A 15,133-nucleotide genomic window follows, 5' to 3' on the forward strand; every position below is an offset into this window, starting at 1 on the left:
TTATGAGGGCTGTAAGAAGAATGTCACGAAGAAAGTTGGGATTCTATGATTATCCAAAAATTCGGTGGTGTCGCTATGCAGAATCAGCAACAACGGGCGAAGTGCATTCAACATATTAAAAAAGCTTTATTAAAGTATCGTTCAGTAGTCGTAGTTGTTTCTGCAATGGGGCGCGGGGATGATGCGTATTCAACGGATCGATTGCTGAACGTAACAGACGCTTTCGAAAAATCCAGCGAAGCAAAAGACTTAGCCGCTGCTTGCGGAGAACTCATCGCATCCGCCGTGATGTCCGCGGAATTAGTAAGTGAGGGAATAGACAACACGATCATCTATGGACAAAATACAGGCATTCGGACAAACGGTGATTTCAGTAACGCAGCAATTGAAAAAATTAATACATCCCATTTGTTGAAAACGCTGGAGACTCATTCTTGCTTAATTGTTCCGGGTTTTCAAGGGATGAATAAACAAGGGCAATTCATGACACTCGGAAGGGGTGGAAGTGATTTAACGGCTATCGCTCTCGCAGCCGCGCTCCAAGCAAGCCATGTAGAATTTTATAAGGATGTGCCGGCCGTCATGTCTGCAGATCCGCGCACAGTAACTCATTATGAACGTTTTGATAAACTAACCTTCGACGAATTTCTCCCATTATTAGATTGCAGCCGGCCCATTATTCAGAAGAAAGCCGCCATTCATGCAAAAAAAACAGCGACGCCTCTCCATATAAGAGGCATCGCGTCTAATGAGGAAGGTACTTGGATTCTTCCTTAGTCAGTTAATTCCTGTGTCTTTGCAATGGATGATTGGGTGTAGTATTTGTTATACACTCCGATACCTGTATGCGTGAAAGATGGATTGAGTAAAACTTCTCTGTGTTTCGGTGAATTCAGCCAGCCATGAACTGTTTCAATCGCATCAATATAATTAAAAGCAGTATTTTCTCCAGCTTTATTCGCTTGAATTTCCATCGCTTTCAAACGCTCGGAAAAATTCTCCACTGGCTCTTCACTGTGTGAGCTGTACTTCTGGAAAATCATTTCTTGGCTATGCTCCCACGATAGCGTAGCCAATTTCGTGTCTTCCTCCAAAATGGGCAGATCATGTTTCTCTCTCAGTTGATTCGTTAGCTCAAATGTTTGCCGCTCCATCGACCGATCGACTTCTGTCTGAACAGCAGAGGAAGGCTTTGGAGCTTCAATTATTTCTCCTAAATACGTCATATCATAAGGCTGATGCTTCACTAGCGTACTTGGGCTGAGGAACCGGACCCCTTCTAACTCTTCATCCACTTGGTCGATATAAAGCTGTACATATAAGCCTTCATACGGGATCAAAATTCGGTTTTTAATATCTTCACTGTTCAATGAAAAAGTATATACATTCTCTTCTATCGCTACATCTATTTCTGACTCTATGGGTGTGAAACGATGGATCTCCTGTACATTTTGTCCAATCGTGAAAGGTGCAACGTCTGCAATTTCATCAGATGTATAGATCTGGTTCACTTTTCCATTTAGAACTCCCGCCAGAAAACTCGGCTCGCCCGTATATACCCACCATTCATATTGAAAGCTCGAAGGTTCGATCCGTGCGGGCTTGCCGAACTTTTCCTCCAGCTTTTCTGACTTTTGCCCGACAAGTAAAGATATTCCTTCCTCGGGTCTTGGCATATTTTGCCCTCCCATCGATTGGCCTTTTTCAGGTACAGCAATGGGAGAGCCATGCTGGACAGGTGATTCAAGCGGCTCGTTTTCACTAATCCTGTCACTCATCACATAAAAAATTCCCATAACGACAACTAAAATGAGAAGTATTTTCCAACCTACTCTCCACATGTAATCTCCCTTTCCTTTATTACTAGTATACTTAAACCGTTATCTCCCCTAGAACGTTTCTTTCCCTTATTGTACAGAATCCGACTGCTGTAGTCACCTATATAAGATGGTACAGAAAGCGTTGACACAATGTTGTCATTGCAAGTAAATTTAATTTGTTCTATGATATAATGGTATAAGTATTCGTTTGGACGAACATGAAAGGGGATTTACAGATGTATGTTGAAAATATAGGCATTGATGGCCTTGTAACGGATCTAAAGTTAATGGAAGAAGTTATGTTGAAGAATGGTCTTGTTCTTGAAGGACAATGGGATTATGAGCGTGTAACTTTTGACAAAAAGTATGTCATTCGAGAAGGTACATATTACTTACGCATTTTCGGCGAATTGGTCGAAGGCGATATTGACGGCAGAAAAGCAACGGTTCGCTTGAAGCAACCTGTCCTTGGTAAGTATTATTATCCTTTTGGCGTCGAATACGGCGAAGGTGAAGAATTTCCCGCAAGCTTAGTCAAAGATTGTGAACTAACTGCTAAAGCAGTGTATGACGAGCTAAAGCAATATAGTGTGTAACAATGAAAAAAGCCGACGAGCATAATGTTCTTCGGCTTTTTCCTATTATTACTCCACTTGTTTGGTTATAATAAACTCAGTACCTATGTGGAGGACGATGACTTTTGAAATTACTCACGAAACGAAATTTGATGATTGTTTTAACTACTGTTGTTTTATTAGTAATTGCGTTTTTTATTTTGCCTGTTTCAATACCTATCATTTTAGCATTTTTAACGGCTCTTTTTCTAGACCCTCTCGTGAAGTGGGTGGAGCGCAAGTTTAAATGGAAAAGAAAAGTATCCGTTATAGTGAATTTTATTGCTTTTGTGGGTGTCAGTATATTTTTCTTTTTCTATACCGTCAATACACTCATAGGGAAAATCGTCCATTTCACTAAAGAGATTCCTAACTACTTGAATTCCCTTTCTAGCGTTTGGATTAATACACAAAGTAAACTTTTTCAATACACAGTAGGAATGCCCGAAGATATTATTAAAATGCTTGAGAATGAGTTTAACGAGATTATTGAATCCTTCCGTGTTTCTTTGATTACACTTTTGAGCTATGATAAAATTTTGGGATTGATCTCCGAAATACCGAATTTCTTAGTCAGTTTCATCGTGTTTATGATTGCTTTATTCTTATTCATGCTTGAACTGCCAAATTTGAAGAATACTTTTTATCGGCATTTGACTGAGACGACAGCTCAAAAAGTTCACTATATGACGAATAAATTAAACAGCGTGATATTAGGTTTTGCTAAAGCACAACTGTTGGTAAGCCTGATCATTCTTGTTGTTTCATTTATTGGATTATTGTTAATTGCCCCTAAGTATGCAGTCGTGATGTCCCTTGTCATTTGGATCATTGATATCATTCCCATACTAGGTTCCATCATTATTCTGGCTCCCTGGTCAATCTATCAGTACGTTTCAGGGGACATAGCATTGGGTACAAAACTCGCGATATTGGCGATTATTCTGCTGATCATCAGACGTACAGTCGAACCGAAAGTAATGGGTTCACAAATCGGATTGTCTCCATTGCCTACTTTAATTGCCATGTTCATTGGATTGAAGTTATTTGGAGTCCTGGGCTTTTTTATCGGACCTATGATCGTCATTCTCTTCAATACAGCGAGGGAAGCTGGCATCATCAAATTGAATTTCAAGATTTAATGCAAAAAGGGTATATCTCGGAATATGAGATATACCCTTTTATTATTCAATTAAATCCCCAAGATAGCTTTAAACATAGAAGTCGTTTCGCCGCCTTTATAGAAAACATAAAGAAGCAGATAGACAGCTACCCCAGTAATTGCTGTGACAAACCAAATCATACTTGTAATAGGACCTATTTTCCGATGCAACGCCAAGTTGTTCTTAAATCCGGCAATAATCGTTATAACCCCAAATACAGCCCCTACTGTAGCCAAGATGATATGGAAGACCAGAAATACAGTGTAATAAATCTTTAGATGATCAGGTCCGCCGAAAGAAGTATTACCGATAAATATGGTCCGTGAAATGTAAATGATAAAGAACAGTACAGCAGATACAGCTGCCGCAACCATAGTTTTTTGATGAGCCAGCTTTTTCTTCTGAAGAATTAAATACCAGCCAATTGCAACTAAAATTGCTGATAATACAATGAAAAATGTACTAATAGTCGGTAATAACGGAAGTTCCATCCCTATTAACCCCTTTTGTTCTCAGTCAGCCATGCATCGTTAATTTCTGACGCTTTAGCAAATCTTGACGTGTAATTTCGTCAGCATTCTCTCTTTCATATTTTGCCCAGCTCATGAAAATACGTCCGATTACTACAATGTATATAATCTCCTGAATGACTTTCATCAGAATACCGCCTAATTGCTGATCATAAAGTGTCGGCATGTCCGTAAAAAGCTCAGGACCTGACAAGCCGATGTTTGATAACCCGGCAAGTGTACTGCTAGGCACACACAATGCCATTGCTTTTAGCCACGCTTCTCCACTGCTATACGTCTCATAAACCGGGACGTCCACGAAAATGATCAATGAACAAGCAGGCGTGATCAGTAAAGCACTTAATATGACATAACCAATTTTCTTCAAACCATGCAATTGAGGTTGCCCTTTTACTGTATTAACGACTGGCCACCATAAAAAGATAGCAGAAATGAAAAGTGTCACTGTGAAGACGGTATGCAACGGCAAACTTAACTTCACTTGATCCAAAATAAGTGGATAATGGTACATCGAAAACATAAGGGTGAATAACAATAAGCTAATTATAGGTCTAGTTAGCAGCATAAAAAGCTTTTTAAAAATCGCAACAGTTAACAGTCTTTCCCATACCCAATTGGGGATACCAATTATGAAAAATGGTGCTACCACCAGAAGCAATAATGCCATTTGTGCCATATGAACAGAGAACAGAATATGACCTATTAAATCCATTGGCGAGCCTTTAACTATATATAACAAAACCATCGAAGCTAGAAAGTAGCTGATCTGACGCTTAGTTACTGGTTCAGACCCTTCAAAACGATCTCTCCATTTAACGGTGATAAGATAATATAGGACTATGCCAAGTGCGATAGCTAATAAGAAATAAGGGCTCCACAACGCCCGAAAACCAAAAATACTTAATGGCAATACAGTCACTCTCCTTTTATAATCAAGCTGCTGGATCCGCGTTCCTAAGTATCAATCTAAGCTGTATATATTATGCAAAACAATACGTTCGCACAGCAAGGTTACCCGGATAACATCCCTCTTTCCATTATACGAGCAACTAAACCATAACTCAATGTACGAACTTTGACAATTTCACGATCAACAAAAAAAGAGCTTATGGAAGAATCCATAAGCTCTTTTTAGTACAATTACCACCAAACGATTGTTACAAACGTTAATGGAATTAAAAATCCTAGTACTGCGCCTGTAAACATAAACATTTGTGGAATGCCATGTCCTTTTTCACTCATATGCATGAAGTAGTAAAGTTGTAACCCAACTTGAACCGCTGCAAAGAGGAATAATGTTGGAATGACAAAGAATTTAGAAAAACCAACGACGTCAGATAGATGAGCAACTACCATCGAAAATGAAATGAGGGTTAAGAAGATCATCAAAGAAAACATTGCAACTTGATTACGCATCGCTTCTTTCGCACGACGTTGTGCCAATGACTGTTCAGCTGGAGATCTTTTAATAATTTGAATATCCGCCATCTTAACCAATCACTCCCATCAAGTAGACTACAGTGAAGATGAATACCCAAACTACGTCAATGAAGTGCCAGTATAGTGAGAATGTATAATACTTAGTTGCGTTATACAAATTCAGTCCTCGTTTGGAGTTACGGAAAATTAATAATGTAACCCAAACCAAACCAATTGCTACGTGAAAACCGTGTGTACCTACTAGTGTAAAGAAAGAGGAACTGAACGCACTATTATTAAACGTAAAGCCTTCTTGAACATAGTGAGAGAACTCATAGACTTCTAGCATCAAGAATCCAAGTCCTAAAAATGCAGTAAGGGCTAACCATAATTGCATCTTTTTGAAATTGAAACTCTTCAAATGATACATCGCATAAACACTTGTCAATGAAGATGTCAGAAGCAACATCGTCATAACAAATACTAATGGCAATGTGTACAGCTCTTGCGTAGTAAAACCAAAGCCGCTTGGCCCTTTATTTTTCAGCGCCATATACGTTGCAAACAAAGTAGCGAATAGAATTGTCTCTCCGCCAAGGAAAAGCCAAAAACCAACGAACTTGTTTTTTGCTTCCAGGGTAGCCTTCTCAGGATGAGCCGGCCATGTTTCAGGGGTGAATTTCTTGTTCAAATCCATTAGTTACGCCCCCCTTTTTCATTCTTCATATCTTCAAGGATTTGCTCTTTTGTTACATAGAATCCAAGATCATCTTTCAATGAACGTGCAGCCATCATAACAAATGTAAACGCTAGACCAAATATCAATACAGGAAGTCCCCAAGAAGTCTCTTGGTGGAACATCGCACCAAATCCTGCGATGAACAATCCTAATGTCATCAATAATGGAATGATTGAACCATTCGGCATATGAATATCCGTAACAGGTTCAGCCGGCGTAATCATTTCTTTACTTCCGTCCATCTTCTCAACCCATAATGTGTCCAAACCACGAATCAATGGAGTTTGAGCAAAGTTATAGAACACTGGAGGTGAAGGGATCGCCCACTCAAGTGTACGTCCATCGCCCCATGGATCATTTCCAACACGCTCGTTCTTAATAGTTGTCATAACGATATTGATGACCATTACAGTGAAACCAATCGCCATCAAGAGCGCACCGATCGTACTGATCATGTTCGCCATATTCCAGCCCTGTCCGTCCATAAATGTCCAAACACGACGTGGCATTCCCCAGAAACCTAACCAGTGTTGAATTAGGAATGTCATGTGGAAGCCGATAAAGAAGAATACAAACGTTATTTTTCCTAGGCCTTCATGCAACATCGTACCGAACATTTTCGGCCACCAGTAGTGAAGTGCCGCGAAAATTGCTAATACAACCCCACCAACGATAACGTAGTGGAAGTGAGCTACGATAAAGTACGTATCGTGCAATTGATAGTCAAGTGGTGCAGCACCTTGCATAACTCCAGTAACCCCACCCATTACGAATGAAGGGATAAATCCTAGAGCATACAACATTGGCGTTGTAACTTTAATGCTACCGCCCCAAATTGTGAGCAACCAGTTAAAGATCTTAACACCTGTCGGTACAGCAATCGCCATAGTTGCAACTGCGAAAATCGCGTTTGCTGTCGGTCCTAGACCAACTGTAAACATATGGTGAGCCCATACCATGAATCCTAAGAAACCGATTAATACTGTAGCGAATACCATCGCTGTATAACCAAAGAGACGTTTACGTGAGAATGTCGCAAAGATCTCAGAGAAAATACCGAATGCGGGCAAGATCAAGATATATACTTCAGGGTGACCGAATATCCAGAAAATATGCTCCCAAATAATCGTGTTACCACCCATTGTATGATCAAAGAAGTTACCACTGAACATACGGTCAAACGTCAAGAAGAACAATCCAATTGTTAATGGAGGGAAAGCGAATAAAATCATCGCTGATGCAACAAACGTAGTCCATGTAAACAATGGCATACGCATGTACGTCATCCCTGGTGCACGCATGTTGATAATTGTAACAAGGAAGTTAATCCCTGCCATTAATGTACCACCACCGGCGATTTGTAACCCAATTGCATAGAAATCAATGCCATGACCCGGTGAGTGAAGTGATAAGGACGCATACGATGTCCAACCAGCATCTGGAACTTCACCGAAAAGCCATGAAATGTTTAGGAATAATCCACCAAAGGCGAACATCCAAAAGCCTAATGAGTTGATGAATGGGAACGCTACGTCACGTGCCCCGATTTGAAGCGGAACAATGGCGTTCATAAAACCAAATAAAATCGGCATCGCTGCCAAGAATATCATGGTTGTTCCGTGCATTGTAATTAAGTCATTAAAAAGCCCTGCACTTACGAGATCGTTGTTTGGCGTCATCAATTGAAGACGAATGATCATCGCTTCTATACCACCAAGGACGAAGAAGAATAATCCCCCAAGGAGATAAAGAATTCCAATCTTCTTATGGTCGACTGTCGTCAGCCAATCCCAGAGTGTTGCGCCAAAGCCTCTTTTTTGAGCAACTGAACTCACTGTGTTACCTCCTATTCAATTTCCGTTTGAAAATTATTTTTCGACTTTTAAGCCCATTAAGTAATCCGCCAATGCATCTAGCTCCGCGTCAGAAATCTGATCTTCGCTAAATGAAGGCATTATATTGCCTGGTTTATGTTTCTGTGTATCACGAATCCAGTCTTTCAGATTCTCTTCATCGTGCTCTAGGAAACCAGCTACTCGGTTACGATCTCCAAATGTAGCTAAGTTCGGACCTTGGGCACCAGATTCCCCTACTCCTGAAACTGCGTGACATCCGATACAGCTCTGTGCGAATACTTCTTCACCGTCAGCATTAGCAACGACAGGCTCATCAGCTGTTTTTTGCATTGAAGCAACCCAGTCATCAAACTGGTCTCTCGGTAAAGTTTTCACCTTGAAGTCCATCAAAGCATGCGAAGGTCCGCAAAGCTCCGCACATTTTCCGTAGAAAACGCCATCCTTCAAGCCTTCAGATTCTTTTTCGAATGATAGATAAAATTTATTCACGTTCTCAACGTTCGTATCTAGTTTACCTCCTACTGAAGGTATCCAGAATGAGTGCTTTACATCTGCAGCGATCAAGTTGAAATAAACTTTTTCGTGTGTAGGCACGACTAGCTCCTGAGCTGTAACAATTCCTAAGTCAGGATACTCGAACTCCCACCAATACAATTTTGCTGTAACATCTACTACTAGATTTTCAGCATTTCCATCTTCATCGACCGCTTCCATTGCTTTTACGTCACCAAGTTTGTACGTGTAGTAAACCGTCGGGACTGCAAGGATCAGAACCAATAGAATTGGAATGAACGTCCACACCATTTCTAGTGTATGACTCCCTTCCACTTGCTCAGGCATATGATCTTCACCCAATTTGGAACGTCTGAAGCGTACTAGTGCAATTAAAAAGATTGCTACTACTACGATAATGACTAGTAACATGATTCCTGAAGCTAACAGCAACAAGTTGAACTGATCTTTAGCGACTTGCCCAGCTGGTTGGAAAGTTGAGATTTCTTCTTGTCCACAACCTGCTAAGAACACTGCGAAAACCGCTAATAAAGAAAAGAGACGCCACTTTTTGAGTCCTTTAATCATCGCTAACTAATACCTCTCTTTCTAAAAAAATGTTTTTCTACTTAATGGAGGACTTGAGCCTCTCTATGATGAATTCCTGTTTTAAAGAAAGAATTCCGTATTTCAGATGAATAGTGAGAAAATAATCATGGATACAAACAAAATAGTCATGTAGTTCAATGAATACACAAACATAGATGTTGCCCATTTCAAATCTTCTTTTGCTTTAAATCCTTTAATAGCTAAATAAAGCCAACCGACATTCAACAAAGTTGCAAATACCACAAACCCCGTGCCGAGTCCTTGAAGTAAGAAAGGCAGTGGAAAAAGCAATAATACCCACATAAGCATGGATTTCTTGGTCCGTTCAAACCCTTTTACTACAGGTAGCATAGGAATGTTCGCTGCACGATATTCCTCAGTTCTGCGCATAGCCAACGCATAAAAATGGGGTGGCTGCCATATGAACATGATCAGGAACAATGCCCAGGCTCCCATCGGCAGTGTAGGATCGACCGCTGCCCATCCAATAAGGGGTGGAATTGCACCCGATAAACTTCCCACAACCGTATTGCTGACATGCTGACGTTTTGACCACATGGAATATAGAACGACGTAAGCTAATACGCCAGCGATTCCAAGCCAACCAGCCATCCCGGAAGCAGAGAACAATAGAACTTCTCCAGCTACTAGAAAAACAATCGCCAATGTCAATACAGCAGGCGTTTTAAATCTTCCAGTTACTGTCGGTCTAGACTTCGTTCTCGACATGATTGGATCAATATCCCGGTCAATCAAATTATTCAGAGCTCCAGAAGCTGCAATGATTAACCCAGTACCCAAAATTGCAAATACCAATAGATCGATGTTATGGAGAAAACTCTTCCCAGTGAATTGAAATGCCAAAAATAGACCGGTGAACGTAGTAATCAAATTTGAATTGACGATACCTATTTTGATAAGCGCCAAAAAGTCTTTCCATAATGTAATTGTCTCCACTTTGGGATTTGCAACCGTCGAAAGCGTTCGACCGTTTGACATAATAACCCTCCTTTCAAAGTTTTCAGCAAAGACCCTAACACTTACTATATCGAAATTCGTCGAAAATTTCTAGACCATTTCGCAATTTATAGCTGTTTAGTGCAACCTAAGCGTCTTTGTCCTTCACCTACTATATAGTAAAGCATTTCTACAGGGCATTTGTGAAGTTAAAGAGGCTTTTTTATGAACAATTTGTGAAAAGCCTTTCACCTTGCTGGTTTATTGACCTACGGCATTGTGTTTCATTGTTTTTTTAGATATCATAATGTTTGGAACGTGTGCCCGAAACACAAGTTATTTCTATACTTTTGCGAAGTCATATACTTTACTAAGTTTTTGCGTTTTTGGGCAAAACATCATTTAGATTGGCCTGATGCAAATGGTCAAATCATAGAAGAAGGTGTCTCATACTTGCAATACAATCGATTTTTAAAATGGTTCGGAGTCGCTTCAACTATTGGCATGCTTGCAATCTTGCTCGGAGGAGCGCTCGTTACAAAAACAGACAGCGGGATGGGGTGCGGCAGACACTGGCCCGGCTGTAACGGCCAGTTGATTCCGGATGAAATTACTGCTGAAGTACTCATTGAGTTTTCCCACCGTCTTGTAACAGGCGGCGTAGGAATTTTCATTGTAGTCTTGGCGGTATGGTCATGGAAATCTCTTGGTCATATACGTGAAACAAAATTTTTAGCCTTTATGGCCGTATTCTTTTTAATACTCCAAGCATTAATTGGAGCAGCTCAAGTTTTATGGGGTCAAGGTGATTTTATTCTTGCCTTGCACTTCGGGATTTCCCTTATTTCATTCGCAGCTGTCTTTTTGTTGACATTACTGATTTTCGAGGTCGACCAAAAATTTGACGCAGATAAAATCAGGATAGGTTCCTCATTACGATTTCATACAATCGGAGTAACCATTTATTCTTATTTCGTTATTTATACAGGGGCGCTCGTTCGTCACACCAATTCCGGTCTCGTCTGTTCGGATTGGCCGCTTTGTCGAAATAACGAATTCAGCCTACCTCTTAATATGTATGAATGGGTTCAAATGGGACACCGTTTGGCTGCGGCTCTCATTGTTGTGTGGATCGGTTTTATCGCGATTAAGGCTATTAAGCACTATAGCGATCAGCGCGTGATTTATTGGGGCTGGATTTCTGCATTTGCTTTAGTACTCGCACAAGCGACAACAGGGATGATCGTTGTTTTAACGAAATTAAACCTTTACATTGCCTTGTTGCATTCGCTTTTCATCACATTATTATTTGGTTTATTGACGTATTTAGTGCTCCTTGTTTCAAGAAGTCGTTCGAAGTAATCAATTAAACTTCACTATAAAGCGTACAAAAGTTGTTTAACAGCTCTGTACGCTTTTTCATATGGATGTTTGACCATAGAACAGCTCCTGCAGCCACATAAGGCTGTAGGAGCTGTTTCTTAGTGTTCTATTTCAATTAGTAAGTCACCAGTCGAGATAGAGTCTCCTGGACCAGCGTAAATTGCTTTCACGACGCCATCAAATGGAGCTTGGATCGTTGTTTCCATCTTCATCGCTTCTGTAATCAGCAAATGTTCTCCACGTTTCACCTTAGCGCCTAATGACACAGCTACTTGAAGTACAGTTCCTGGCATTGTAGCCGCGATATGAGTCTCATTTGAAGGGTCTGCTTTTTGTTTCTTCACGTCCTTCGTCTCGATTTGGAAATCTTGAATGACGACCTCACGCGACTGACCATTCAACTCAAAGTAAAGTACTCGAGTTCCATTTGGCTGCGGCTCTCCAATCGATACAAGCTTAACAATCAAAGTCTTGCCGATTTCAATTTCAATCTCGATCTCCTCGCCTAAACGAAGACCATATAAGAATTCAGGCGTATTAATTACCGAAACATCGCCGAATTGTTTTCTCGTTTCGATAAATTCCTCAAACACTTTCGGATACAAGACGTAAGCTAGCGCATCATGCATCGTAGCAGGCTTCTCCATCTTTTCCGTCAGTTCGCTCAATACTTCTTCAAAATTAACAGGTTCTAACAGCTCACCAGGACGAACTGTAATCGCTTCTCGGCCCTTCAATATTACCTCTTGCAGTTCTTTCGGGAAGCCGCCATAAGGTTGTCCGATCGAGCCTTCAAAGAATTCAATAACCGATTCCGGGAAATCAATTGACTGACCTTTAGAAATGACTGAGTGTTCATTCAAGTCGTTTTGAACCATGAAAAGTGCCATATCCCCTACTACCTTAGAAGATGGAGTTACCTTCACAATATCTCCGAACAGGAAGTTTACACGAGAATACATTTTCTTTACTTCTTCCCAGCGCTCACCAAGACCGACCGCTTTCGCTTGTTGCTGCAAGTTGGAATACTGGCCTCCCGGCATTTCATGAACATAGATTTCGGAGTGCGGGCTATTCATACCACTCTCAAATGGCTTGTAATACTTTCTTACGTCTTCCCAATAATGAGAAAGTTTTTCTAAGGACTCTGTTTCCGCACGAACTTTCCTCTGGTTATCCTGCAGTGCATATGCCAGTGAGTTAGCAGAAGGCTGAGATGTCATGCCAGACATTGCGCCGATTGCCGTGTCAACGATATCCACACCTGCTTCAATCGCTTTGGCATACATATAAATTCCGTTTCCGCTTGTATCATGTGTATGCAAATGAATTGGAAGATCAGTAGTAGCTTTCAATTCGGATACTAGTCGATAGGCAGCTTCAGGCTTTAATAACCCCGCCATATCTTTAATTGCCAACATGTGAGCACCGACTGCTTCTAATTCTTTCGCCATTTCTTTGTAGTAATTGACCGTGTACTTGGCACGATTATCATCGAGAATATCACCTGTATAGCAAATTGCTGCTTCTGCAATTTTGCCTGACGCGCGCGTCTGATCTATGGCAACTTCCATTCCTTTGATCCAGTTCAAGCTATCGAATATTCTGAACACGTCAATTCCAGATGCCGCAGATTCCTTAATGAACTCCCGTATGACATTATCCGGATAATTCGTGTAACCGACTGCGTTAGCACCTCTAAAGAGCATTTGGAACAATACGTTCGGAATTTGCTCACGAAGTCTTTCCAAACGATCCCACGGGCTTTCCTTCAAGAAACGATAAGCAACATCAAATGTGGCGCCTCCCCACATTTCAAAGGAAAATAAATCTGGCAGTAGATGCGCACTTTCCGTAGCGATTTTAGTCAATTCAGATGTTCTCATGCGTGTTGCTAACAAAGACTGATGTGCATCTCTGAAAGTCGTGTCCGTCAGTAACACATCTTCTTGCTTGCGAATCCAGTCGACCAACCCATCCGGACCTTGCTCGTCCAATATTTGCTTTGTCCCCTTCGGCAGCGGAGCATTCTTGTCAATCTCAGGAATCCTCACCGGGTGCAAAACAGGTCGTGTCGGGTCATCAATGCCTGGGAATCCATTAATGGTAACGTTTCCAAGATAGGATAGCATTTTCGTACCGCGGTCTTGTCTGTTATCAAAGACAAATAGCTCGGGTGTTTCATCAATAAAGCTCGTATTGTATTCGCCAGATAAAAAGTCTTCATGGCATACTACATTTTCAAGGAATGGAATGTTAGTTTTAATCCCTCTGATTCTGAATTCCTTCAAATTTCTGAGCATTTTGCTTGCAGCATCGCCAAATGTCGGTCCCCACGTAGAAACTTTGACTAGCAATGAATCGTAGTATGGACTGATGACAGAGCCTTGATATGCGTTTCCTGTATCTAACCGAACCCCAAATCCGCCTCCGGAACGATACACGCTCATCTTTCCAGTATCCGGCATGAAATCGTTTAGCGGATCTTCCGTCGTTACACGAGACTGAATCGCATAACCGAACAATGGAATGTCTTGTTGTTCAGGAATATTTACTTTGCCAGAATGAAGTTCTTCGCCCCCTGCAATATGAATTTGCGATTGGACAATGTCGATACCTGTAATCATTTCAGTTATAGTATGTTCCACTTGAATACGCGGATTGACTTCTATGAAATAAAATTCGTTGTCTGCTACTAAAAACTCAACGGTTCCAGCGTTTATATAGCCTACATTTTTAGCCAACTTGACAGCAGCTTCACAAATAGATTCTCTTAATTCATTTGTTAAAGAGATGGAAGGTGCAATTTCTACTACTTTCTGATGACGTCGCTGGATCGAACAATCACGCTCATACAGATGGACAATCTCCCCATATGTATCACCAAGTATTTGCACTTCGATATGTTTTGGCTGGTTAATATACTTTTCTACATATACTTCATCCGAACCAAAAGCTGATTTCGCTTCAGATTTCGCACGATTATACGCTTCTTGTACTTCATCTGCAGATTCCACGATACGCATGCCACGTCCGCCTCCGCCTAATGAAGCCTTTATAATAATTGGGTATTTATGCTGCGCACCGAAAGCCTCTACTTCCTCGACAGAAGTTACCGGTCCGTCCGTTCCTGGAATGACTGGAATTTCCGCTGCAATTGCTTGCTCGCGCGCCTTCACTTTATCCCCGAACATCTCTAAGTGTTTAGATGTTGGCCCGATAAAAATGATACCTTCCTCTTCCAACCGAGCCGCAAATTCTGCATTCTCTGCTAGGAATCCATAACCCGGGTGAATCGCATCAACATTTGCTTTCTTTGCAATGTCTATAATCCCTTCAATGTCCAGATAGGCATCGATCGGTTTTTTTCCTTCACCTACTAAAAACGATTGGTCGGATTTATATCGATGTAAAGATGCACGATCTTCTGCTGAATAAATACCAACTGTAGCAATACCTAATTCTGTACATGCTCGAAACACTCGGATCGCAATTTCCCCGCGGTTTGCGACCAGCACTTTTTTAATCTCTCTTCTCTCCACCAACAACAC

Annotated in this window: 13 protein-coding genes; 4 read left to right on the plus strand and 9 right to left on the minus strand. The window is 41.0% G+C overall.

Annotated elements, in window-relative coordinates:
- The first annotated feature begins 45 nt into the window (after nt 1-45).
- On the plus strand, nt 46-777 hold the full coding sequence (locus B5D59_RS10135; RefSeq protein WP_009765625.1) for an amino acid kinase family protein: 732 nt from the start codon (nt 46-48) through the stop codon (nt 775-777).
- Here the strand turns inward: B5D59_RS10135 and B5D59_RS10140 are convergent.
- Nucleotides 774-1,841, minus strand: a complete 1,068-nt coding sequence (locus B5D59_RS10140) for a CAP domain-containing protein (protein ID WP_009765626.1) — start codon at nt 1,839-1,841, stop codon at nt 774-776. The two genes, B5D59_RS10135 and B5D59_RS10140, sit on opposite strands and share 4 nt — an antisense overlap.
- A 215-nt stretch (nt 1,842-2,056) precedes the next feature.
- Between B5D59_RS10140 and B5D59_RS10145 the strand changes: the two genes are divergently transcribed.
- Together B5D59_RS10145 and ytvI are read left to right on the plus strand one after the other, a co-directional pair.
- Nucleotides 2,057-2,416 carry a YugN family protein gene (locus B5D59_RS10145; protein ID WP_176132551.1) on the plus strand — a complete coding sequence of 120 codons (360 nt, stop codon included), beginning with the start codon at nt 2,057-2,059 and terminating at the stop codon, nt 2,414-2,416.
- 104 nt (nt 2,417-2,520) lie between these two features.
- A complete protein-coding gene (gene ytvI, locus B5D59_RS10150; RefSeq protein ID WP_078817830.1) occupies nt 2,521-3,576 on the plus strand; it encodes a sporulation integral membrane protein YtvI in 1,056 nt (351 codons plus the stop codon).
- A gap of 50 nt (nt 3,577-3,626) precedes the next feature.
- Here the strand turns inward: ytvI and B5D59_RS10155 are convergent, their stop codons facing one another.
- From B5D59_RS10155 to cyoE, 7 genes are all read right to left on the minus strand, one after another.
- Nucleotides 3,627-4,088, minus strand: a complete 462-nt coding sequence (locus B5D59_RS10155) for a DUF420 domain-containing protein (protein ID WP_078817831.1) — start codon at nt 4,086-4,088, stop codon at nt 3,627-3,629.
- 25 nt (nt 4,089-4,113) lie between these two features.
- The gene (gene ctaG, locus B5D59_RS10160; RefSeq protein ID WP_246602845.1) at nt 4,114-5,037 is read right to left on the minus strand and encodes a cytochrome c oxidase assembly factor CtaG; all 924 of its coding nucleotides are present in this window, start codon (nt 5,035-5,037) and stop codon (nt 4,114-4,116) included.
- Nucleotides 5,038-5,267: 230 nt separating this feature from the next.
- Nucleotides 5,268-5,615 (minus strand): cytochrome C oxidase subunit IV family protein, encoded by a 348-nt coding sequence (locus tag B5D59_RS10165; protein ID WP_078817833.1) that lies wholly within the window; start codon nt 5,613-5,615, stop codon nt 5,268-5,270.
- Between the two features lies 1 nt (nt 5,616).
- Nucleotides 5,617-6,243, minus strand: a complete 627-nt coding sequence (locus tag B5D59_RS10170; RefSeq protein WP_009765632.1) for a cytochrome (ubi)quinol oxidase subunit III — start codon at nt 6,241-6,243, stop codon at nt 5,617-5,619.
- A complete protein-coding gene (locus B5D59_RS10175) occupies nt 6,243-8,120 on the minus strand; it encodes a cytochrome c oxidase subunit I (RefSeq protein WP_078817834.1) in 1,878 nt (625 codons plus the stop codon). The genes B5D59_RS10170 and B5D59_RS10175 overlap by 1 nt, the downstream gene beginning before the upstream one ends.
- Nucleotides 8,121-8,153: 33 nt before the next feature.
- On the minus strand, nt 8,154-9,221 hold the full coding sequence (gene coxB, locus B5D59_RS10180; protein WP_078817835.1) for a cytochrome c oxidase subunit II: 1,068 nt from the start codon (nt 9,219-9,221) through the stop codon (nt 8,154-8,156).
- Nucleotides 9,222-9,323: 102 nt separating this feature from the next.
- Nucleotides 9,324-10,241: a heme o synthase gene (cyoE, locus tag B5D59_RS10185; protein ID WP_078817836.1), complete on the minus strand. Its 918-nt coding sequence runs from the start codon at nt 10,239-10,241 to the stop codon at nt 9,324-9,326.
- A 411-nt stretch (nt 10,242-10,652) separates the two neighbouring features.
- Here cyoE and B5D59_RS10190 point away from each other — a divergent pair, with 411 nt between their 5' ends.
- Nucleotides 10,653-11,561 carry a COX15/CtaA family protein gene (locus B5D59_RS10190; protein WP_040758288.1) on the plus strand — a complete coding sequence of 303 codons (909 nt, stop codon included), beginning with the start codon at nt 10,653-10,655 and terminating at the stop codon, nt 11,559-11,561.
- Between the two features lie 119 nt (nt 11,562-11,680).
- Here the strand turns inward: B5D59_RS10190 and pyc are convergent, their stop codons facing one another.
- On the minus strand, nt 11,681-15,127 hold the full coding sequence (gene pyc, locus B5D59_RS10195) for a pyruvate carboxylase (RefSeq protein ID WP_078817837.1): 3,447 nt from the start codon (nt 15,125-15,127) through the stop codon (nt 11,681-11,683).
- Nucleotides 15,128-15,133: the final 6 nt, after the last annotated feature.

Source organism: Sporosarcina newyorkensis (assembly GCF_900167515.1).
GTDB classification, from domain to species: domain Bacteria; phylum Bacillota; class Bacilli; order Bacillales_A; family Planococcaceae; genus Sporosarcina; species Sporosarcina newyorkensis.